Genomic DNA, 22,265 nt, shown 5'->3' with positions numbered 1-22,265 from the left:
ATACGATGTCCGAATTTAATAAAATGTATAGAGGCAAATCGAATACGAGTCGAAACTGTTTCGGTATTGCAAAGTATACGCTTGTGAGTCTGTGGGTTTTGTTTACGTTTATCCTCATCGGCTGGGTAGTGTTCGCTTCTTTTTCAACGTCCCAGGAAATTTTTTCCGACCACATGTTCAAATTCGAAAGCGGCTTTCACTTGGACAATTACATAAAAGCGTGGAATACGCAAAAGGTTTCGGTGTTTTTTATGAACTCACTTTTGTACACGCTCGCATCCTGTACGGCGATCGTCGTCATTTCCGCACCCGCAGCCTACGTGCTTTCCCGTTTTAAATTCAAAGGAAACGCGCTGCTGCAAAATATGTTCGCTGCGGGGCTCGGCATACCGCTTATAATGGTTATCATGCCTCTGTTCGGTCTTGTGTCGCAGCTGCATTTGACGAACAATCGCGCCCTTATTATCTTTCTGTATACGGCGATGAACATTCCCTTCGGCGTATTTTACCTTTCCGCATTTTTCAGAAATTTGAGCCCGTCGTACGAAGAAGCTGCGGCTATAGACGGCTGTCATCCTATAATGACGTTTTGGATTATCATCTTTCCGCTCGCACAGCCCGGTATCGTAACGATGAGCATTTTCAATTTTATCACCGTGTGGAACGAATATTTTATGTCGCTCATATTCGCAAACAGAACTTCCGTACGTCCTGTCGCCGTCGGACTCTACAATATGATTCAGTCGATGCGCTACACGGGCGACTGGGGCGGTATGTTTGCGAGCGTCGTCATCGTGTTTTTGCCGACGTTTATCTTGTATCTTTTTCTTTCGGAAAAAGTCATCACCGGAGTGACGAGCGGAGCGATCAAGGGCTGAGAGGATTTTATCGTATGATATATGCTTCGACCGAAAAAATATCCGCCGCACTTTTGCAGGGGGAAAACCCGCTGCCGCATTTCCGCTCTCGCGAACACGATATGCGCGTCGAGTTTTGCAAAGGAACGCCGCCCTTTTGTTTGAGCGGAGCGGGTTTTTCATGCGGTTATCGGATTTTGCCGTATACGGTGCAGGACAGATACGACCGTAACAGAAAGGAATGCGATATCCGCACGATCGTCATGGAAAACGATTTTATCAAAGCGGAATTTCTTCCCGATTGGGGAGGGCGGCTTTGGTCGCTCGTCGACAAAACGGAGGGGCGCGAGCTTTTGTACAAAAACGGAGTGCTCCAGCCGGCAAATCTCGCCATACGCAATGCGTGGTTTTCAGGCGGCATTGAATGGAATGTGGGACAGTACGGGCACGCGTTTACAACCTGTTCGACCGTCGGCTTTGCGTCGGTGCGCGCATCGGACGGTGAAGAATTTCTGCGCATGTATTCGTATGAGCGGTGCAAAGATTTTTTTTGGCAAATCGATTTTCATCTTCCCTCATCCTCGCATTTTTTGTACGCGCATCCGGTCATCTTCAATATAAACGACGAGCCGCTTTCCGTTTATTATTGGACGAATATCGCAGTGCCGCAGACGGACTCGTCCCGCGTGTTCGCTTCTTCCCGTCATGCCCTGTATAAAACGCCGGATGATCAAAACGGCAGACCGACTTTCGGTTACGGCCGTATGCCGTTTTTTCCCATAGCTCCCGACATCGACCTGTCCTATCCTGCGCGCATACCTTTTTCGAGCGAATACTTTTTTAACTGTACCGACGAATCCCATCCGTGGGAAGCAGCCCTCGAAAAAGACGGCGCGGGTTTGTTCGACGTTTCGACCGGAGAGCTTTCATACCGTAAAATGTTTTGCTGGGGAAACTGCCGCGGCGGGAGGCATTGGGGGAGTTTTCTCGCAGGGGAAGCCGAAACGTCGCTTGGCGCACGCGAAGGGGAAGAGGAAAGTGCCGACTGCCGCTACTTTGAAATACAGGCGGGGCTTTCGCAAACGCAGCTCCACGGCGTCAGTATGCCCCCGCGTGACAGGTGGGAGTGGACGCAGGCTTTCGGACTTCTTTGCGTATCGGTAAGCGATGCCGCATCGAACGATTGGAATCTCGCCGCGAGCGCCGTCGAGCGCCGCGTACGCGATTCGATCGACACGTCAAAGCTCGATTTGCTCGACGCATCCTATGCGGCTGAAGCCGATCTTCCGATTTCAAAAACGCTTTCCGATGCGGGGGAGTGGGGCGCGCTCGAAAAAGAGCGGCGGATGATGCAGGGCGAAAGCGATATACCGCCGTCTGCGGCCTTTTGTTTTTCGGACGAGCAAAACCAGTGGCGGCTTTTGCTTACGGAAGGAAGCTTTCCGTATCGCGCCCCCGAAGACGGTCCGGGGCAATTTATGACAGGGAGAAAATGGCAGGAACTGCTTGAAGCATACATAGCCGCTTCGAAAGAGATGCCCCCGTGGAATGCATTCTATCACTTGGGCCTTATGAAAATGGAAAACGGCGATGAAGAAGGTGCCGCATCGTGTTGGTTCAATGCCGAAAAAGCGTGCAGCACCGCGTGGACGCAGAGAAATCTCGCGCAGCTTGCGCTTTTCAAAAACGATATTGCCGGAGCGCTTTCGCATTATGAGTGCGCTTCCCGGGCTGCAGGATTTTATGCGGACGTCTCCGTTGCCGAAGAATACGCAGCCCTCCTCGTACAAACGGAACGCTATGAAAAAGCGATCGAACTCTATAGCTCGCTTCCCGATGCGTGGAAAAACAGCGATTCCCTTGCCGTCGCGTACGGCAGGGCATGCGCATCGCTCGGAAAAAAAGATGAAGCGTACAAAACGCTTTCCCGCAACTTTGCGAATATCCGCGAAAGCGAATCTCCGCTTGCCGATATTTGGAGCAGAATGCACGCTTCGCCGCCGCCCTTTTGCCTCGATTTCAGCATGAAGTCTTCCGGCGGATTGAGCGGTCGAAAGGAGGTACGATAAAAAGCGCCGTCTGAAATATCGCCGTCGCTTTTTATCTCGAGTTTGCACGGATGTTTGCAGAAGAAGTGTATGTGTATCGTTTTGATAAAAACAGAATAGATATGATATACCGTATTTCGCAAACTCGACTATTCAACGTGTGCGCTTACGCGCACGGCTAAAAACTTTTTCGGATGTCGAAACATCCTGCAAAAGTTTTTATGGGAGTCCTTATGATCGGCGAAGAGCGAAACGCGGAAATACGCGATATCCTCTCATCCTATCCGTTTTCCGGAGTCTGCCGCTCGTGCGTCCGCTTCGGAAGCGGCCACATAAACGACACTTTTTTTGCAACCTATGACGACGGCGGAAAAGAAAACCGTTATATCGTACAGCGTATCAATACCGACGTATTCAAAGACGTTGACGCGCTCATGGACAATATCTGGCGCGTTACTTCGTTCCTTGCAGAAAAAATTATTAAAAACGGAGGAGACGCGTCGCGTGAAGCGATGACCTTTATTAAAAATAAAGAGGGTGCTCTCTATACCCGAAGCAAAAAAGGCGCGTGCTGGAGGGCGTATCGTTTTATCGAAGACGCGCTGAGTATAGACGCCGCGCAAAGCGAAACCGATTTTTACAACGCCTCTTATGCGTTCGGCACATTTCAATATCTTCTCTCCGATTTTCCGGCATCTTCTCTGCATGAAACGATTCCCGCTTTTCACGATACGCCGAAGCGCTACCGCGATTTTATCGATACGGTAAAGCGCGACGCGTGCGGCAGAGCGGCATCCGTTCGGGACGAAATCGATTTTTATATCTCACACGAACGCGATATGCGCGTATACGCCGACGCATACAGCGAGGGCGTCCTTCCCCTCCGCGTGACGCACAACGATGCGAAGCTCAATAACGTGCTCCTCGACAAGGAGACGCGCAAAGGTTTATGCGTTATCGATTTGGATACGGTGATGCCGGGTTTTGCGGGTTTCGATTTCGGAGATGCGATACGCTTCGGCGCGAGCACGGGTGCCGAAGACGAAAGGGATCTGTCGAAGGTGTGCCTTGACGAAAAATTATTCCGCGCCGGTGCGGAGGGATATATCGCAGGCTCGCGCGGTACGCTCACCGAAAGCGAGCTTCGCCTGCTTCCTGTAGGAGCAAAGATTATGACGCTCGAATGCGGCATGCGCTTTCTCGCCGACTATATCGAAGGCGACCGCTATTTTAAGACAGACCGTGAATCTCACAACCTCGACCGCGCCCGCACACAGATAAAACTCGTCCGCGAATTCGAAACGCGGAAGGATTCGCTCGAAGCGATTGTGCGCTCCGTAGCCTGCATCTGCTGATTATACGGCGGCTTTAAGCGCGTTTACGGTTTCGATCATAAAGTCGACGATATTCGCGCCGGCTTTGCCTTCGTACATCCACGCGGCCGCTTTCGCTTCTTTCCGTCCGGCGGCGAGGGCAGGGCTGTCGCTCGCGTTCTGAATGACGTCTTTGATCGACGAAAAATCCGCTTCATCGAGTTTGATGCCGATCTTTTTCAACATTGCAAACTGCCATAACTCTTTTTGCAGATCGTAGGCGTCATAGGGGCGCAGATCCATGTCGGCGTTGACGTACATGACCGGTTTATCGCATAAAAATGCATAATCGAATATGATACCGGAAAAATCGGAAATCATTATATCCGCTTTTTTCATCGCGTAGATATTGTCGCGATTGTAATCCCATTCGACGTTTTTGCTGTCTTTGTAACGCTTTTCAAGACGGTCGAGCATATCGGCTTCAGACTTTTTCGATTGCGGGTGCGGACGCACAATAATACGCCATCCCGTCGCGGCAAGCGGATCGAGGAGGCGTTCGCCGTATTTTTTTAAAACGCCGACATCTCCCCACGACGGAGAGACGAGCACCGTAAAGACGTGATGTTCTTCTTCGGGAATCGCTTTGATCTTTTGCGCAAGCACATCGAGATAGGTACAGCCGACGGTGACGAGCTCTTTTTTCGCGATGCCGCGCTGAGCTTCGAGCGCACGGATATCCGCTTTTTGATAATCGCCGGTGAGCAGCACGGAATCGAAGTAGTCGAGGCCGAAGAGGCGGTACGTTGTCGCGTCGTTCGGCATGTGGAGCACATGCGAATAGTGACCTACGTTTTTGCTGCGCTTGAGCTGATACACGTTGAGACCGGGCGTCGTCATCAAAACGATGCCCGCGCTTAAAAGGTTGAGGCGTGCAAATGCGGCGTTTCCTTCGCCGATATATTCCGCTTTAACAAATTGATACTGCTGTTCGAAAATAGGATCGTCTTCGGCCGATGTGTAGTAGATGAGTGGAAGCCGCCGTTTTTCGAATTCGTCCGCGACGGGTTTAAAGACGTTCCAATATTGTTTTCCTTCGCAATAGACGACGTACTGTTTATACGACGCGTCGGCGGCTTGAGCTCCCTTGCCGCGTTTTCCCGAAAAAAACAATTTCAGTTTTAAAAGCGCCGCTTTGCCGAGAAAAAAAAGCGTCGCAGCCGCTCCGATGAGGATCGAAAAGAGCATACTGCCCGTTCCCGGATCTATGTATAAAAATAACGCCGTCTGCATAAAAACTCCTGTCTGTTCATATACGCGCCATTTTATCACGGATCGCCGTTTCAATCAACAAAACATAAAACAGTAAAATGCGTACCGTTTACAGGCGACATTTTTTATGGTACAGTACCGCTGTATAAAGGCGGCTCTATGAAAAAAAATATACGGCTGTCGGCTTGTATGCTTTTGTTGTGCGTTTGTACCGCTGTTTACGCACAACAAAATGCGGGCGATATTGCCGAAACCCAAGCGATCGATTTTACTGAAAAGGCTGATAGCGTTTTCGGTAAAGAGGGTACGGACGACGGCGCTGAAAAGGCTGAACGCGATTTCGAAGAAGCGGAATTTACGAAAGCGGATTTCCGGCACGGTGCAATCGCCGCGGGCGAAGTCTTTTCGTTCAATATTTTTATAACGACGTTTAACCGAGTTGTCACGCGATCGGAATTCGCCGACATTTCCCTTTCGACGATGGCTCACAATATCACGCATCCGTGGGTGTGGGATCAGGACGAATTCGAAGTAAACCAAATCGGTCATCCGTATCAGGGGTCGGTGTACTTTGCGGCGGGCAGGGCGAACGGTTTTAATTTTTGGCAATCCTTTGCGTTTGCGGCTTTCGGATCGCTGATGTGGGAATATACGATGGAAAACGAGCCGCCTTCGTTTAACGACGTCATCCATACGCCGATCGGCGGAAGTTTTTTGGGCGAAATGTTTCACCGTATCTACCTTTCTCTCGACGACAAGTATCCCTATCTTTCATGGATCGCAAGCCCGCAGGCCGCATTAAACCGGTTCCTCACCGGAGAAAAAGCGCCGCGGGAAAAAGACCGGATCGAAGAGTTTTCGATTCGCTTGTCGGCCGATCACATCGATACCGCCTTCGATTTTTCCGACAAAGCTTATAAAGACGACGGTTACCGAAATGCCGTCTCAGGCGGCATCGGTTTCGACCTCGTATACGGAAGCCCGTACGTGCGCGACGTACAAAAGCCCTTCGAACAGTTTACGCTTTCGACCGACGCGGGCTTTGACGGAAATTATTACGACATAAAAATATTTGCAAACGGATTGCTGCGCTCGTGGGTTTTCGATGCGAGCGATACGCTTGCGACGACGCTTGCCCTCGATCTGTCGTATGATTTTATCATGGCGACGGATGTGAATTATCAAAACAATTCGTTCGGTTTTTCGGTTCGTCAAAAGCACGAGCTCGCCCACGCGTGGACGCTCGAGTGGAAAAGCGGCATCGGAGCTACATACTTGGGCGCGTCGGATTATTATTTTAATCTCAAAGCGAACAAGCGAAAATCGATATACGACGGAAGCGAACAGCGTCTCTACGATTTGGGCATCGGCGGGAACGCAAAGGCGGGCTTTAGAGCGGCGAACCTTCGCGCGGGAACTTTTGTTCTCGACGGAGCGTTCAGCGCGTTTTACACGATACCCGGTTCCGCTCCTCCCGAAGGTTCTTCGGGGTACAACCTCATCTGGTACGGAAACGCAGCCTACGAACACTGCGTGTATAAAAATTATTATGCGGGGCTGTCGTTTTTTTTGTATCAAAAATTCGGCTTTTATAACAAGGGTTCCGACGTCTTTCAAACGACAAGCGATTGGAAACTGTACGTGAAGCGCTGTTTTTAAAATCCTGCATACGCATGTGCAGAAAAGATACGCCCGCACTTTACGGCGAACGCTTGATCCCACGAACGAATAAAATCTCGACATTCTGCTCGAATATCATTATCATAACGATATGACAAACGTAAAAAAAATCTGCACGCTGTGCGTTCTCTTATCGATTTCGCATTTTTGCTTTGCGCAAATTCACAGTTCTCAGCAGCTTATTCCGTCGGGGCATTGGATATACGACGCCCTGTATATGCTCAACTCCGAATCGGGAAGAACGTCCCTTGCGGACAATGCGCCGCTTTCCGTTTCGGAAATCAAAATGTATATAGCCGATATCGATTACGATCTGCTGTCGGCTTCGGGCAAAATGCTCTATGAAAAAGCGCAAGCGTTTTTGAAGCGCGATGCGTTTTCTCTGAAATACGGAGATGTGGCGTTCGGCTTCAATGTGCTTGCAAAGCCTTCTCTTATGTACAAAAGCTCGGGCGATATCGATTGGACGTTTGCGACCGATTATACGGGACACGCGGGACGGAAAACTTACGGAGCGGCATCGTCGTTTATCGGAAGCGAAGCGTCAGACCCCTTTATCACCGTTCCGATTTATCTTACGTTCGGAGACGCCTTTGTTATCCAAACGGATCCGTGCTTTGCAAAGAGCTTTTGGGGAATGTCGGAAGACGGAAACGTTACGAATCTGCCCTACGATTTTAACGATTTCGATTTTTTGTGGCCGCGTAATGCTTACGGAAGCGTCGGAGCGTATTTTAACAAATGGGGCGTCAATGTCAATGTTGCACACGAGGGAATGCGCATCGGAAAGACGCAGACAGGCAGCATCATTTATAATTCGACCTTCGAAACGGACGCATACGTACAGTTCAATCTCTATTCGCCGCACATCAGGTACGGCATGAACGTCGTCGAAATCGCACGGGATAAATTTTTATATACACACAGAATCGAAGCTTCGCCTTTTAAATGGATACGCGCGGGTGTTATCGAAGGGACGCTCGTCTCCCGTCCGTTCGAACTTCGCTTTTTAAATCCGCTCATGATCATGCATTCGTTCGGCGCTTGGACGGAATATATCGGCAAAGAGGAAGAACCCTATTACGGCGAAGCGTACGTCTGCGCGTATATGGGTATCGATTTCGATATCGTGCCGTGTAAAAACGTCCGCATATACGGATTGTATGCGCAAAACGAAATACAGTCGGCAAACGAACTGAAATCGCAAACGGGAAGAACATTTCCCGACAGTTTTGGCGCGCAGCTCGGCGTAGAGCTGACCTTTCCCGAAAGCAGGGGCGGCTATTGGATTGCGACGACAGAAGCCGTCTATACGACGCCGTTTTGCTATGTCAAGCAGGGTGCCGAATGGTCGCTGTACCGCGAACGTTTTAATATGCAGAGCAAGGGCAGTACGCCGATCTGTTCGTGGATCGGCACTCCCTTCGGTCCTGACTGCATCGGAGCACAGGCGAGAGTCGGCTACGTGCAGCCGCGCAAATGGTCGGCGGATTTCGAATACCTCTTTGTCGCGCACGGCACGAACTCGTTCGGTCTTTTCGGCAACCAAATCGAGATAAACGGCAAAAAATATTACAGCTATTATCCTTCCGTACTGTATAAAATATATAAAGAGCATGGCGGCGCACAGGGGGGGCTTTCCGCTTCGGATGCAGAAGCTCTTGCGCGCACTTATCGCCTTACGGGAATTGTGCAGTATACGAACTGCATTACGCTGAAAGGAAACTATATTTTAAATAAGCATTTTCAATTCGGTGCGCAAACTTCGTATGCCTTTGTTTTTAACAATAAAAACGTGAGCGGCTCCTTTGCACACGGCGTTGAGCTCTCTCTTTCGTGCACTTATACGATGTTGTAACTCGCGGTATACAGCGAAGTTTTTTCGATCAGTGAACGCCCTGCTGCCAGTTTGCAGCGTCGAACATATCCTTTGAAATCGTGTACCAGTCCGCATCGGGCACGCGAAATTTATTAATCAAATTTGCGCCCGGCTGCCAGTTATGCGTCAGCACGACGCCCGACGCTTTTTTTTCGCTCGGCGGAATCGGGGCGATCGGTTTTTCGGTAAACGGATTGACAGGATTTTTTACGATATCTTTCAGCGTGATCGACGGTACATCGGCGTTTGTCATAAAATCGTGATTGATCGTCAGAGTTCCCGAAGCGTTGAAATCCTTTACGAGCAAAAGCGGGTGCAGGTGATCGGGATTGTATGCCATCGGCCAGTCATCGGGAAAGTCGAGTTTTTTGCCGTCCGACGTTCCGATACCGTGATCGGCTGCGAGGATGATGCGCGTATTGTCGTAGCAGCCGTTCGCTTTCAAATAGTCGAACCACTTTCCGAGCAGTTTGAAAGCTGCGACGTTTCCGCCTATGCCGCCGAAATCCGCGATGGCTTCAGGGCCTCTGTCGGTTACCTTTGCCGCAGGCGTAAAGTCCGGTGCCTGCAGCGTTTGATTGGAATGCGTCGTTTCGTTTACGATCATGCAGTACATATTCGTGTCGGCGGTAAAATCGGTGAGCTCGGGCAAAAACGCGAGAGCCGAATAGTAGTCGATGAATTCCGTATTGTCGTTTGTCCGGCTGTCCGACGACCACCACGATCCGTCGTCGTACACGCTGTCTCTCATGACGACGGGAACCATTTTAAACAAGCTGAACCACACGAGATTGCGTTTGAGGGCGGTACTCGTGATATTCGGTTTTACTTTGTCGGAATTTTGTTTTATCCAAAGGCTCGTGTATTTCCGCTCGGTATTGACGCCGGTGATCTTTTCGTACGGATCGCAGATGCTCATGTCGGGGATCCAGCTGTAGTTCGCCCAGCTCAAATCGGAAACCGTTGCCAGAAAATCGGCCTGTTCGGTAAGGATGCGCGGCACGGTGAGCAGCGCTTCATTGTGTTTGTCGACGAGTTTTTCGTCGGCACGCTTGTTCATTTCGTAGGGCGTGTATTCGTAGCCGCCGTAAAGCGGGGGCGCGCCGAGCAGCGTTCCCTGATTATAGGACACCGTGTTTTTATACAGGGTAAAACCTTCGAACTGATCGTACAATTCGGGATACGCGTCGAATATCGGTTTGACGTAGGCGTTTTCCGCTCTGTCGAGCATAAAGGTGACGACGTTTAATTTGTCTTTCGACAAGTGAAATACCGGAGTAACCGAAGACGCTTCTTCAATCGAATGCGCAATATCTTTTTTATACGAGCGGTATGCGCTCTGTATCGAAAAAGCGTGAAAGGCGGTTACGGCGCATTCTGCGATGAGGACGACGGATACGATGCCTTGTAAAATCTTCTGCCGCCGGAGCGCGACGACGACGATCGGAAAAGCGATGACCGCAAGCATGGTAAGGATATTGATAATTATTATTAATATCGGCGGCCGCGCAATCGATGTCGAAAAAGTGATGAGGCGCGAAAGTGTTCCGTAATCGCCCGAAAAGCAAAAAGTGTTGACCATGCCCGCTATGAGCGTCGTTGTCAAAAAAAGCGTGATGAGCGTTTGTATGCGGACACTGAATAAAAAGTAAATGCACACCGGCCAAAAGATGCAGAGACCGAGCATCTGGGTCGTTGACTCGAGCAAAAAGGCGATCGGGCTTCCGTAGCCGTCGACGTCGGCGAATTCCACGGCGGAAGAATTGATAACGTAGGAAGGGATCACAAAGCCTGCGAGCAGGCACAGCGAGACGGCCGAAGCGATAAAAAGCGCAAAGCGCAGCTTTTTATCTTCGACGAGCGGGGAAAGGGCTGTGTCGAGCAGGCGCTGCAAAAGCTTTACGGCGAGCGGTACGAGAAGCAGCAGCGAAATGACGGAGACGAGCAAAAGCCGTTTGTGCAAAAGACCACCGTGTTTGAAGAGCAAAAAATAATCGGCTCCTAAAATGCAGGTGCACAGTATGACATACAGGACAAGAAGCGGTCGTTTTATTTTGTAGAAAATGTTTTTTACGAGCGAAAAGACGTTGTTCATCGTCCAGTAGAGGACGAGTCCCGCAGGCGATTTGTACAGGAGGACGAGAAACACGAGCGCCATACCGTAAATCTGCAGTTTGTCTTTAAGCTTAAAGCCTTTCGTATAGACGGCGCCTGCGACGATATTGATAAGCGTCATCGCGATCGGAAGCACGTTTACGGGAAAGTTTCCGATGCGGAAGAGAGCGTCTTCGGCTCCCATGTCGCGGATAAACAAAAAGTGTTCGCCTCTCAGCGCGGACAGATTTGAAAGAAAAACGTAGGCTGCGATAAAAAACGGAATTTGAATTAAAAGGCCGAACGAAGAGCGGAGCGCCATGAGCGGGTGATAGCGGTGCTGTCGGTAATACGTCGAAAGCATCATGTATTGTTCGTCACCTGAAAAAACCGATTTGATGCGCTTTACGCCGCCTTCAAGCGCTTTTTGCGTATCGCGTTCGATCTGCTGCCACCGTTCGGCGACGATATACAGAGGCAGGCAGAGTATCGAAACGGACATGCTGACGCCGATGACGGAGATACCGGTATCTTTGAAAACATCGCCGAAAAATTTAAATGCGAATTCTATGATTTGATAGAGCGGATAGATGATAAGAGTATAGAGAAAATGAGTCATAATTGAAAAGTATAGCGCAAGGGAAAATATTTTTCAATGAAACGTGAAAGCGATCTCGAGTATACGTAAAAGCGAATTTCGTATTCGGCTTTTATCGACTTGCAGCAGTCCTGCCGATAAGACTACAAGCTGTTGAGCGCGGCGTATAATTTTTTCGCGGCGTTTTCATACGTGTAGGCAGCGAGGATTTCATCGGGAGCGGTCACAGGCTGTGCAAGCAGGGATGGAAGGTCGACGGCAGAATTTTTCGGATCGATATAGTGCACGCAGTTTCGATAGATTTCCGGCAGACTCGCCGAGTTTGCGCAGATGACGCGTGTGCCGCACGAAAGCGCTTCGAGCGGCGGTATGCCGAAGCCTTCATAATACGACGGAAAGATAAAGGCTTTGCATGCTTCCATGAGCGCTTTTACTTCTCCGTCCGATACGTAACCCAAAAGCACGACATTTGAAAGTTTTTTCAGCGATTCGAGTTCGCGCGGCACGAGAGCGCTGATCGCTTTTCCGCTGACGGCAAAAAGCTCGTTTGCATACCGAGCCGCATGAGATGCTATCCATGCGAGATTTTTCCGTTTGCTCAAACTGCCGAGCGTAAAATAATAATTGTTATTTTTTAATTTAGGAAAACGCACAAAGACGCCCGCATCGGATTGCACTTCATTAAAATGCTCCCAGCCGTTTTCGATGACGGCAATGCGGCTTTCCGGAACGCCGTAGACGCTCGCAATTCTCTCTTTGCTGAAATGCGACACGGTGCAGACGAGGCGCGCGTTTTTGCAGATATTCCGGTAATGGAAGCGGCAATAGGCGGCGACGAGCTTGTCGCGGAAGGACGTGAAATCGTTCGGAAAGTCTTTTGCGTATATGTCGTGGATAAACGCTACGCCGCAGGTTTTTCCGAGCGGCGCCGTATTTGAAAAGTCGAGCGCAATTGCGCCGTGAGTGCGGCATGCTTTTGCGAATACGACTGTATCCCAAAGCGGAAAGCTCTTGAGCGCCGTATCCGATTTAATAATTTTGATATGAGCGTATTCGGGAACACGCTTTGCGTTTACCGGAACGAAAATCGATACGTCGTCGGATGAAGCGAGGAGCGCATCGAACCGCGCACAGATTTCCCATGCAAAGCGCTCGATGCCGGTGAGATTCCGGCACAAAAAATTTCCGTTGATAAGAAGCTTCGTCATCGACTCCTCGAAAATATATCGCAATACGCCGCGTGTACGGTTTTTACCGGCATCAGTTTAATTCCGTTTCCGCGCTCTTTCTCTTATTGACAGCCCTGTTTATAAAATGAATTATCGAAAAAAAGAAAATCATAAAAGCGTATGTGATGGAAAGCAAAACGGTACTCTGTGTTCTGTTCAAGCATATCGTAAAACAAACCGCACTGCACAGAATCGCTTGAATGGCAACAAGCGTAATCATTGCCTGTTTGGCAGTAAAGCCGATATTGAGCAATTTATGGTGCAAGTGCGAGCGGTCGGGACTCATGATGGGACGATGATCGCGAAGGCGGCGCCAAATGGCGGCGAGCGTGTCCAGCATCGGAATCGACATGAGTACGCACATCATCAGCAGTTTATTAAATTCGAATGACTGCGAAGCAAGGCACAGCGGCGCCGTCGCTATGATAAAACCTAAAAATTGACTTCCGCCGTCGCCCATAAAAATTTTTGCAGGCGGTTCGTTAAACAAAAGAAAACCGAATACGGAAGCCGCAATCAGTAAAAACGCTTGTGCGATCGGATTTGCGATCGTATGAAAAAGGATAAAAAGCGTAAGCGCCGTAAGGAGGACAAGTCCGCCGCATAAACCGTCGAGACCGTCGATAAGATTATACGCGTTGATTATGCTGATGATCCAAAGGACCGTCAACGGTACGCTTATCCAGCGCGGCAGGATGATACCGAATATTTGCCGGTATTCGAAGCCTCCGTATATGACGATGCATGCGGCGATAATCTGTGCGATGAGTTTATATACCGGCCGCATGGCACGCAGATCGTCCAATACGCCGAACGCAAAGATAATGAGACCGGAAATAAAAATCGGAAGAAGGATCAAGAGGGAAAGCCTTTTTAAAACAAGCGAATAGACGCACAGGCTCACGTAATATGCACCGACGATACCGATGCCGCCCAAGCGGGGGATATTGCCGGAGTGGATTTTTCTCGCGCTTACGGGATCGTAGAGCTGATAGCGTTTGCAGAGTGCTATGATAAAGGGGAAAGAGCAAGCGCTCAATGCAAATGAGAGAACGGTTGAAATCCACATATTGATTATATATGATACCGTATAGAAGCGCCTTTTGCAACATCTCGCTCGTTCATGTGCACGCTCGCTTTTGCTTTTATTCGTGCGGAGGGTTTAATAATCCTGCGATTTGCTTCGGGGTTGTGATTCGGTTGCGCCGTACGTATTGTACAGATTATACTTTTTTGTTACAGTAGCGCAACGGATTTGTGATTCATGCGTAGAATATCAATTAAATTAATCATCGCCCATTTTTTATGCGTTCTTGCCGTCGCTCTCTTATTTGCGCTTCGCTGGTCTCTAATAGAGTATCCGATGGACAATGCCTATGCGGTGTTTTTCGTCGTCGGCGCAAATATGAAGGGGCACGATTCGGGAACGTTTTTATCGTATTGTAAAGGCGTCATCCTGCCGGCAGCAAGCATATACGCCCTCGTTCTGCTGTGCAATTTCGCCCTCGCAAAAGCGTATAAAAAAATCACGGGGCGGAAATTCCATTCGGTTTTGGCGGATGCGGACAAGTGTTTCGTATTCGGCATTTCGTATCTGATTTTGGGCGCCGCGATAACCGTCGTTATGCTCCGTGCGTGGAAATATCCTGCGATTTTATACGAAGTGCACAAAACTCCGGTGCATTCCGATTTTTACGATGCGCACTATGTCGATCCCGCCTTGACCCGTATTACCTTCCCCGAAAAAAAGCGAAACCTCGTCGTCATCTTTATGGAGTCGGTCGAATCTTCGTTTACGTCGATCGAAGAGGGCGGCCTCCTTCGTGAAAACCTCATGCCCGGTATCACGTCGCTCGCAAAGGCGAACGTCAATTTCAGCCAAAACGAAAAACTCGGAGGAGGAGAAAACCTTGACGGTACGTCGTGGACGGCTGCGGGCATCATTTCGAAATTCAGCGGACTGCCGTATTTTTCTCCCTTTGCAAAAAATGAAGACGGAAAACTCAGCTGTCTGCAAGGCGCCGTCGCGCTGACCGATATTTTAAGCGAAAACGGCTACCGCTGCCGCTTTTCGTTCGGGAGCGACAAACAGTTTGAAAACCGCGACATCTTTCTCGAAAACCACGGTGTCGAAATTCACGACATTCATTGGTACAAAGCGCAGGGTTTGATTCCGATGAACTATCAAGTGTTTTGGGGATTCGAGGATCAAAAGCTCTATCCGCTCGCCCGTCGCGAACTCGAAGAATTGGGAAAGGGCGATGAACCGTTTTTTTTCGGCATGCTTACCGTCGACACGCATTTTCCGGACGGCTACAAGTGTCCGCTCTGCCCCGATACGGATAAGCGCCAAGTTATGAACGTTATTCGCTGCGCCGACAAACAGGTGAGCGAACTCATCGGCTGGATGAAAGGCGAGCCGTGGTGGGATAATACGACCGTCGTCATCATGGGCGATCACAATTTTCTCGTCGCGCCGCACAATAATTTTATCGTCGATGAAAGTCCCGTTCACGGTGCGAACGCCGAACGGCGCTGGCTCGACCTCATCGTCAATTCCGCTTTGACACCTCCGCAATCCGTGCAAAAGAACAGGCGATTTGCACCCTACGATATGTTTCCGACGATGCTCGAAAGCATCGGCTGCACGATCGAAGGCCGCGCTCTCGGATTCGGTCGCTCGCTCTATTCGGGCGATAAAACGCTCGTCGAAGAGTACGGCGCCGAAAAAGTGAACGCCGAACTCATGAAGCGGACGCAGCAGTACGAAGCGCTGAAAGAGCGTCGCCGATTTTGAAGCGGCTTCAGTGCTATCCGAAGCCGCCTGCCGAATTCGAAAAAAACGTCCGAGTTTTTACATTTTCGGACAGACCGTCAAAAGTGTTTCAGCCTTTTCTCGATTCGTAGACTTCCGCTCCTCCGATAAAGTATTTCGACAGGGCGCCGAAGAGTATGAACATCGGAATCGATGCAAGGAGCGCGCACGCCATCATAGCGCCTTCATCGGTTTGTTTTTCTTCGCTGAATTTCGTGATGTACAGCGGGATCGTTTTCATCTTTTCGCTCTGCGCGACGAGGAGCGGCCACAAAAGGTTGTCCCACTGATTTCTGAACGAAAGGATGCCGAGTGTGGCTATGACCGGTCCGCAGTTCGGCAAAACGATGCGGCTGTAGATGTTGAATTCGTTGTAGCCGTCGACGCGCGCCGCATCGAGGTATTCGGTCGGGAAAGTCAAAAGATACTGTCTCATTTGAAAGACGCCGAAAGCCGATACGAGGAAGGGGATGATGAGTCCCTGGTAGGTGTTTATCATGTGCATGCTCGTTGCGACCATGTACAGCGGGATCATAATCGCTTCGAACGGTATCATCATCGTTGCCATGATCGACATAAAGATAAGATTCCGCGATTTGAATTTGAATTTCGCAAGTCCGTAACCGCAAAGAGAGGCGAGCAAAACCGTCGTTGCCGCACACGTGAGTGCGACGATGAGCGAGTTTGCGATATTGCGCATATATACCGGATTTTGATTGTTGCCGAAAATCGCTTTAATAAAATTTGTTAAAAACGTTCTGTTTTTGCTCGTAAAGTACGCGCGGGAGGGGATCCAGCGGAATGGCATTGCGAGAATTTGGCGCGCATCCATAAACGACGCGACGAACATAAAGAGGATCGGCGTTATCGTAAAAAAGAATACGATAAAAAGCGCTATCCACGCGACGATCTCTCCGATACCCACTCTTCCGACATATTTATTTGTATTCATAGCAACTCCAATAAAATGCGCTTATTAATATTCCACATCGTCGGTTTTCGACAGCGTGAACTGCAGATAGGTGAACAGCAGCATTATTAAAAATAATATGATCGACATGGCGCTCGCTCTGCCGAGCTGACCGTTTCTGATACCCGTAAAGTAGATATTCATCGTGATGACGTCGATGGGATGCCGCGCCGCACCTCCCTGCGCGAACATATACTGCGTGCTGAAGGTTTTCAAACACTGGAGCATCGCCATGATGGACACGAGCACGATCGTCGGTTTTAAGAGCGGCAGCGTGATATGAAAAAACGCATGCCACTTGTTCGACCCGTCTACCGTCGCGGCTTCGTAGATGGAAGGCGGGATCGAAGCGAGCCCCGTGATAAAGAGGATGACGAAATAGCCGATGTATTTCCAAAAGTATACGATCATCGTGGAAATCTGCAGCATCGTATTGTCGGTGAGCCACTGGTAATCTTTTCCTTTCGTAAGTAAAATCGCATTTGACAGCTGATTGAAAAGCCCGCGCGGATCGAAGAGAATCATCCAAATTGCGGCGGCGACGACGGATGAAAGAACGGCGGGCATGTAGAACGAAATTTGAAAAAAGCCTTTTTGCGACGAACGGCGCAGCTGCATGAGCAGTACCGCAAGGATGAGCGCGAGGATGACCATCGGAACAAAGGTGCCGAAGGTAAAAGTGATAGTCGCCCGCATGGAGTTTAAAAGCGAAAAGCCGCCGTTGTCGCGCGTAAAGAGATACACGTAATTGTGCAAACCGACGAATTTCGACGTCCGCGAAATCGCCTGTTTGTTTGTAAGACTCGTGATACATGCGTTGATGATCGGATAAAAACTGAATACGGCAAAGAAGACAAGGCTCGGCAGGGTAAACGCAAATCCCCACCGCGCCTGCTGTTTTTCGATGCTGTAGTGTTTTACTGTTTTAGCCATTTTTAATTTCCTCCATAAAAAAGCGATGACGATATTTCAGACGATGCTTTGTATCATTCCTCCATACGATAATGGCGCTCCGGCAAAGCACACTTTTCAGCGTATGACGATCTTTCGGTTTTCGTCGATCGCATATCGCGCAAACGTGAGATTCGCTTTTGCAGCGATTTCTTTGCACGCTTTCCTCGACGAGAGCATATCTTCCGGTTTGTGGCAGTCGGCCGCAGTGACGACAGAGACGTCGTATTCGGCGGCGAGATTCCAAAATTCCTGAATCGGATAACGGTAACGCTCGCCGCTCGACGATACGACTTTTTTTGCGCGGATGCCCTGACCGTTTATCTCTATCGGCATGTGCACGGCTTCTGCGCATGCGAGGATATCGCGCGAACAGGCTTTCGCTTCCTCGTCCCATTCGAGATAGGATGCGGCAAAGAGGTCGGGGTGTACCGCATACAAAAATAATCCCGACTGCATACCTTCGATAAGCGTTTTCGTATACGTGTGCAGCACGGCTTTATCGTTTATCGGACAGTCGGGGATCATGATATCGCTTCCGTCAGGCGCATAATAATTGTGGACGGCCAGCAGGAGATAGTCGAAGCCCCGTTCGCCGAGCAGTTCGTCGCGATAATATGAAACGTAATCTTTGTGGTAGTCGGTTTCGAATCCGCGGAAGATGTGCATATCACCTGCATTGCGTATCGCGTTTTCACAGTCCCTTTGGTAATCGTCGATTTCGGAATAAAACATACGGGCGCTGTGCCACCTGTCGTCAGGCACGGGACAGTGATCGCTCATGCCGAGCAATCTGATTCCGTCTTTTCGAGCTTCGTCGACATAGTCGCTCACATCCCCGACGGCATGTCTACAGTATTTGCAATGCGTATGAAGATTCACTTCGTCCTGCGTAAAAAAATCCACCTGCTGCTCCGAATGATCCGATACGTTAAAGTATAAAACCTGTTTATCGGTGATAGGATAATCGGCATAAAAAAGCTGTCCAAAAACAAGAGTTTTCGGACAGCCCCTTTTGTTATTACAGTGAGAAAACCGTCCTGTAACTGTGAGTTGTATCCCACTGCAGTATCGCGAATTACAACTCACATTTTCAAATTACTGTTCGATCAATTCCTGAACGGTCTTTTTGAGCGTGTTGTAAGCGGTTTCGGGCGATACGTTTTGCAGCATAACGCTCTCAACCGCCGTTCCGATCGCGCTCTGGATCGCGGTTGAACTTGATCCGTAGTACACGATGTGTCCGCGTTCGAGGTCACCTGCGAATACGCTGGAATACGGCATCTTTTTGAACGTGTCGCTATTTAAAAGCGCCGTCGTCGGTTGGATGATATTGACCTCGGAAAGGTACTCTTCGCCGTGGCTGAGCATATAGGAGATGAGCTGCCATGCCGCTTCCTGCTGAGCTTTCGTTGCATCGGCGTTGACCATGTAATAGTGGCCGTAATAGCATGCTGCGACGTCTTTGACGGCGTTTTCGAATTTCGGATACGGAACGACCATCCATTCGCCCGATTCGTAGAAAGAGGGGTTGTCATGCCGTATGCGTGCTTCCTGATATAAACCGGTCGAGCACATTGCGAGGTCGTTGTTGTCCGCATTGAACACAGAGCGTCCCGCTTTGTATGTCGGAGAGCCGAGATTCAAACCGTTCGGACCCCATTGCTGCATATACGTGAGGAACGCGACCCATGCGTCCTTTCCGACGATCGCTTCTTTTCCGTCGTCGCTGATAAGCTTCCCGCCGAGCTGTTCCACCATCGGGACGTTGTTTTCAAGATAATATTTGTAGCGGAAGTCGTAGCCGCGCCGCGTAATGATGTCGCCGTTTCTGATAACGATCTTTTGGGAAATTTTTACCATGTCTTCCCACGTTTTCGGATAATCTTTTTCGGGATCGAGACCTGCCGAACGGAATACTTTTTTATTGATATAGATGCACCAGTTCGTCAATTCGAGCGGGAGTCCATATACCTGTCCGTTTACCGTAACGGGGTCGAGCATTTTCGGCGCATACGCATTGATGACTTCCGAAGCGTCTTTATAGCCTGCCGCTTTGTAGTTCATCGCAGCGACGCGGCCTGCCGTAATATAGGGGTATTCATCGTTTATGGAAAGGTTGAACATCGTCGGACCGCTTCCGGCGGCAAAAGCCGTCTGAACGAGCTCGATGAGCTTTGCGGCACCCTGTCGCGTTACGTTTACCGTGACGTTCGGGTGAGCTGCAGTAAATTCCTGAATGTAGCGGTCTTCAAGCTTTTGGCGGTTAGCATCTTCATGCGTCCAAAACTCGATGGTGACGGCTTCGGGCTTTTTGTTGCACGAAGTCACCATGAGCGCTGCGGCGGCGATCGCGCACAGCATCATCATTTTTTTCATATTCTTTTTCCTCCATACTTTGGAAAAGCTATATCCGAATAAGTATACTACAAGAACGAAAAACGCGCAAGAAAAAATTAAAAATAAAAATTAAATGTAAATTAAATTATACGGCTTTTGCGGTATCACACAAGTACATTAAAGAAATAAGGCTGTCTCAAAAGTCTGGTGCTTTTCGGACAGCCGCATCGGAACTTCTTAAAGACCCGCCCTGCGTTTATCTTCTGATGTGTTTTCCTGTACGGTAATACCTGTTTTTATCCTCATACAGCATATTGTCCGCACGGCCGATGAAAGATGCCGGAGATTCGTCGGCTGCGGTACATATCGCATAGCCGATGCTGAGCGTCAGTTCGTACGGAAGTTCTCTCTTTTGCAATTTTTCGATAAGCATATCCCGTATCGTTTGCATGAACGATTCCGGCTCCGGTATGTGTTGGGCTTCGGCGATTATGATAAATTCATCTCCGCCCCAGCGTGCGATAAAACTGTGATACAGCCGTCCGATATCCTGAAATGTTTCCGCGACGGTTTTGATCGCGTTATCGCCTTCCAAATGTCCGTACGTATCGTTGATGTGTTTAAAACTGTTTATATCGGTGATAAAAAAATAGAGCGGGCGAAGCGGGGAAACCGACGGGAGCTTATTCGAAAGCCATTCGTCGGCGAGCCGCCTGTTGTTCAATCCTGTGAGCGCGTCGCTGTAAATCTGCGATTCTTGAAGATTTGCAAAAACGATAAAGATTGCAAACAGCATCGCCGTTTCCACGATCGGCAAGTTCGGGATTATCGCATCGATGACACCGGCGGCGAAGGGGCAAAACAAAAACGCGATGAGCGTAAAGTATTCTTTTTTCTTTGCAGCGATTTTTGTACGCTTGGAAACGATGACGGCATGAACGGATGCGAATGCAAGATAGAAAATATCGAGTACGAGCTGAAGAGTGTAGAGCGGACCGTGTACATACTTGCCCTCGGCCGTGTAATAAAAAAGCCATCCCGTAAAAGAAGATGAAAGAGCGAGCAACGCGATGATGCACATCGGTATGGGGTAGATATAGCGAAATACTTTCGATTGCCACAGCGTCGACTGCAGTTTCAATTCCGTGTATTGGAACCAAAAGAATGCGCACAAGCCCAGTGCGATTATATTCATGCTGCTCAGCAGATAGCCCCATGAAGCGGGAAGGTAGCCGTAATTGCACCATACCCATACCGCGTTCGTTATTAAAAAAACGGCGTATGCGGAAATGACGCCTTTGAATGCGCGCATTTCCAATTCGCTTCCGACATCGCGTGTGAGCTTTGTTCCGATGACAACGGCAATAGCGAAACAGACGACGGCTACGGAAAAATAGGCGACGACATACGTGAATACCACAAGAACCCTCCCTCCTGTCTATACCTCAGACGATAGGTAAACAACCCTTTTATTATAATATAAAACAAAAAAATGTACTATCGGGAACCTCTAAAAATTGCAGTTTTTAGAGGTAACTTTGAAAATGCGATGTTGTAGCTCGCGATACTACAGCGACTTACAACTCGTCAGTATCGCGAAAAAATCGCTAAAGGTCAGTTTTTCGAGATGCCCTATCTTTTTTGTACGATTTCCGATACAGTATATCAAATAAAACGACGGTCGGCATTCTGCGATTTTCGAGGCATACATGAGCGATTTTATCAAAACGGCGTATCCGAATATACCCGGAATTCAAAAAGCGGCGATTTTGCTCGGCGAATTGGGGAGCGATGCGAGCGAAGCCGTTTTCCGGTATCTGCATCTTTCAGACAGCGAACGGAGTTCGCTTACTGCCACGATCCGAAGGCTCGGAAAGTATGATCCCCGCGATGAACGGCAGGTGTTGCGCGAACTCGCCGTTTTGCAGGAAGCGATCGACTACGGCACGGCAAGGGGCATCTTCACCGCTCCGCGAAAGCAGACGGGGCAGGGGACTTCCGTTCGAAATCCGACCGATATCGCACGCATGGCAAAAACGAATCCCGATGCCGTCGCCCGCATATTGAAAAGCTGGCTTGAAAAATAAAATTCAATAAACCCTCGCGGGCGCGCTCCGATTTTTCCGCCGCCGATGCGGCAACGGTGCTGTTTTTTCGGCAGCGGTCTCTCTCGTCCAAGACGGATGAGATCATCCGGTAAAAATCGGAAGGCTATGCGC

General features: G+C 49.4%; 16 protein-coding genes. 7 read left to right on the top strand and 9 right to left on the bottom strand.

Annotated elements, in window-relative coordinates:
* Positions 1 to 5: 5 nt before the first annotated feature.
* The 3 genes from H9I36_RS05635 to H9I36_RS05625 all read left to right on the top strand — a co-directional run bounded on the left by H9I36_RS05635 (position 6) and on the right by H9I36_RS05625 (position 4,260).
* The gene (locus H9I36_RS05635) at positions 6 to 878 is read left to right on the top strand and encodes a carbohydrate ABC transporter permease (RefSeq protein ID WP_187384404.1); all 873 of its coding nucleotides are present in this window, start codon (positions 6 to 8) and stop codon (positions 876 to 878) included.
* Positions 879 to 892: 14 nt separating this feature from the next.
* Entirely contained in the window at positions 893 to 2,926 is a 2,034-nt protein-coding gene (locus tag H9I36_RS05630) for a DUF5107 domain-containing protein (RefSeq protein ID WP_187384403.1), read from the top strand.
* A 212-nt stretch (positions 2,927 to 3,138) separates the two neighbouring features.
* Positions 3,139 to 4,260, top strand: a complete 1,122-nt coding sequence (locus H9I36_RS05625) for a phosphotransferase enzyme family protein (protein WP_187384402.1) — start codon at positions 3,139 to 3,141, stop codon at positions 4,258 to 4,260.
* Here the strand turns inward: H9I36_RS05625 and H9I36_RS05620 are convergent, their stop codons facing one another.
* Entirely contained in the window at positions 4,261 to 5,511 is a 1,251-nt protein-coding gene (locus tag H9I36_RS05620; protein WP_187384401.1) for a CDP-glycerol glycerophosphotransferase family protein, read from the bottom strand.
* Positions 5,512 to 5,649: 138 nt separating this feature from the next.
* On the opposite strand from H9I36_RS05620, the gene H9I36_RS05615 reads away from it, so the two are divergent.
* Together H9I36_RS05615 and H9I36_RS05610 are read left to right on the top strand one after the other, a co-directional pair.
* On the top strand, positions 5,650 to 7,149 hold the full coding sequence (locus H9I36_RS05615; RefSeq protein WP_187384400.1) for a DUF3943 domain-containing protein: 1,500 nt from the start codon (positions 5,650 to 5,652) through the stop codon (positions 7,147 to 7,149).
* 112 nt (positions 7,150 to 7,261) lie between these two features.
* Complete coding sequence (locus H9I36_RS05610; RefSeq protein ID WP_187384399.1) at positions 7,262 to 9,028, top strand: hypothetical protein; 1,767 nt, start codon at positions 7,262 to 7,264, stop codon at positions 9,026 to 9,028.
* A gap of 28 nt (positions 9,029 to 9,056) precedes the next feature.
* On the opposite strand, the gene H9I36_RS05605 is transcribed toward H9I36_RS05610, so the two are convergent.
* The 3 genes from H9I36_RS05605 to H9I36_RS05595 all read right to left on the bottom strand — a co-directional run bounded on the left by H9I36_RS05605 (position 9,057) and on the right by H9I36_RS05595 (position 14,039).
* The gene (locus H9I36_RS05605; RefSeq protein WP_187384398.1) at positions 9,057 to 11,762 is read right to left on the bottom strand and encodes a YidC/Oxa1 family membrane protein insertase; all 2,706 of its coding nucleotides are present in this window, start codon (positions 11,760 to 11,762) and stop codon (positions 9,057 to 9,059) included.
* 122 nt (positions 11,763 to 11,884) lie between these two features.
* Positions 11,885 to 12,949 carry a glycosyltransferase family 4 protein gene (locus tag H9I36_RS05600; RefSeq protein ID WP_187384397.1) on the bottom strand — a complete coding sequence of 355 codons (1,065 nt, stop codon included), beginning with the start codon at positions 12,947 to 12,949 and terminating at the stop codon, positions 11,885 to 11,887.
* 52 nt (positions 12,950 to 13,001) lie between these two features.
* Positions 13,002 to 14,039: an MraY family glycosyltransferase gene (locus H9I36_RS05595; protein WP_187384396.1), complete on the bottom strand. Its 1,038-nt coding sequence runs from the start codon at positions 14,037 to 14,039 to the stop codon at positions 13,002 to 13,004.
* A gap of 294 nt (positions 14,040 to 14,333) precedes the next feature.
* Between H9I36_RS05595 and H9I36_RS05590 the strand changes: the two genes are divergently transcribed.
* Positions 14,334 to 15,767, top strand: coding sequence for an LTA synthase family protein (locus H9I36_RS05590; RefSeq protein ID WP_187384395.1), 1,434 nt, complete (start codon positions 14,334 to 14,336; stop codon positions 15,765 to 15,767).
* Positions 15,768 to 15,855: 88 nt separating this feature from the next.
* Here the strand turns inward: H9I36_RS05590 and H9I36_RS05585 are convergent, their stop codons facing one another.
* The 5 genes from H9I36_RS05585 to H9I36_RS13040 form a co-directional block, all read right to left on the bottom strand.
* Positions 15,856 to 16,737 carry a carbohydrate ABC transporter permease gene (locus H9I36_RS05585; RefSeq protein ID WP_187384394.1) on the bottom strand — a complete coding sequence of 294 codons (882 nt, stop codon included), beginning with the start codon at positions 16,735 to 16,737 and terminating at the stop codon, positions 15,856 to 15,858.
* A gap of 24 nt (positions 16,738 to 16,761) precedes the next feature.
* Entirely contained in the window at positions 16,762 to 17,688 is a 927-nt protein-coding gene (locus H9I36_RS05580) for a carbohydrate ABC transporter permease (RefSeq protein WP_187384393.1), read from the bottom strand.
* Between the two features lie 96 nt (positions 17,689 to 17,784).
* Complete coding sequence (locus H9I36_RS05575) at positions 17,785 to 18,612, bottom strand: PHP domain-containing protein (protein WP_187384392.1); 828 nt, start codon at positions 18,610 to 18,612, stop codon at positions 17,785 to 17,787.
* A 192-nt stretch (positions 18,613 to 18,804) separates the two neighbouring features.
* Positions 18,805 to 20,085, bottom strand: coding sequence for an extracellular solute-binding protein (locus H9I36_RS05570; protein ID WP_187384391.1), 1,281 nt, complete (start codon positions 20,083 to 20,085; stop codon positions 18,805 to 18,807).
* 217 nt (positions 20,086 to 20,302) lie between these two features.
* Complete coding sequence (locus tag H9I36_RS13040; RefSeq protein WP_187384390.1) at positions 20,303 to 21,466, bottom strand: GGDEF domain-containing protein; 1,164 nt, start codon at positions 21,464 to 21,466, stop codon at positions 20,303 to 20,305.
* A 289-nt stretch (positions 21,467 to 21,755) separates the two neighbouring features.
* Between H9I36_RS13040 and H9I36_RS05560 the strand changes: the two genes are divergently transcribed.
* Positions 21,756 to 22,133, top strand: a complete 378-nt coding sequence (locus H9I36_RS05560; RefSeq protein WP_187384389.1) for a magnesium and cobalt transport protein CorA — start codon at positions 21,756 to 21,758, stop codon at positions 22,131 to 22,133.
* Positions 22,134 to 22,265 lie beyond the last annotated feature (132 nt).

The organism is Treponema sp. Marseille-Q4130 (genome assembly GCF_014334325.1).
Classification (GTDB): Bacteria; Spirochaetota; Spirochaetia; order Treponematales; family Treponemataceae; genus Treponema_D.
Note: the sequence above shows the minus strand (reverse complement) of the source record. Positions and strands in the feature narration are given on the sequence as shown.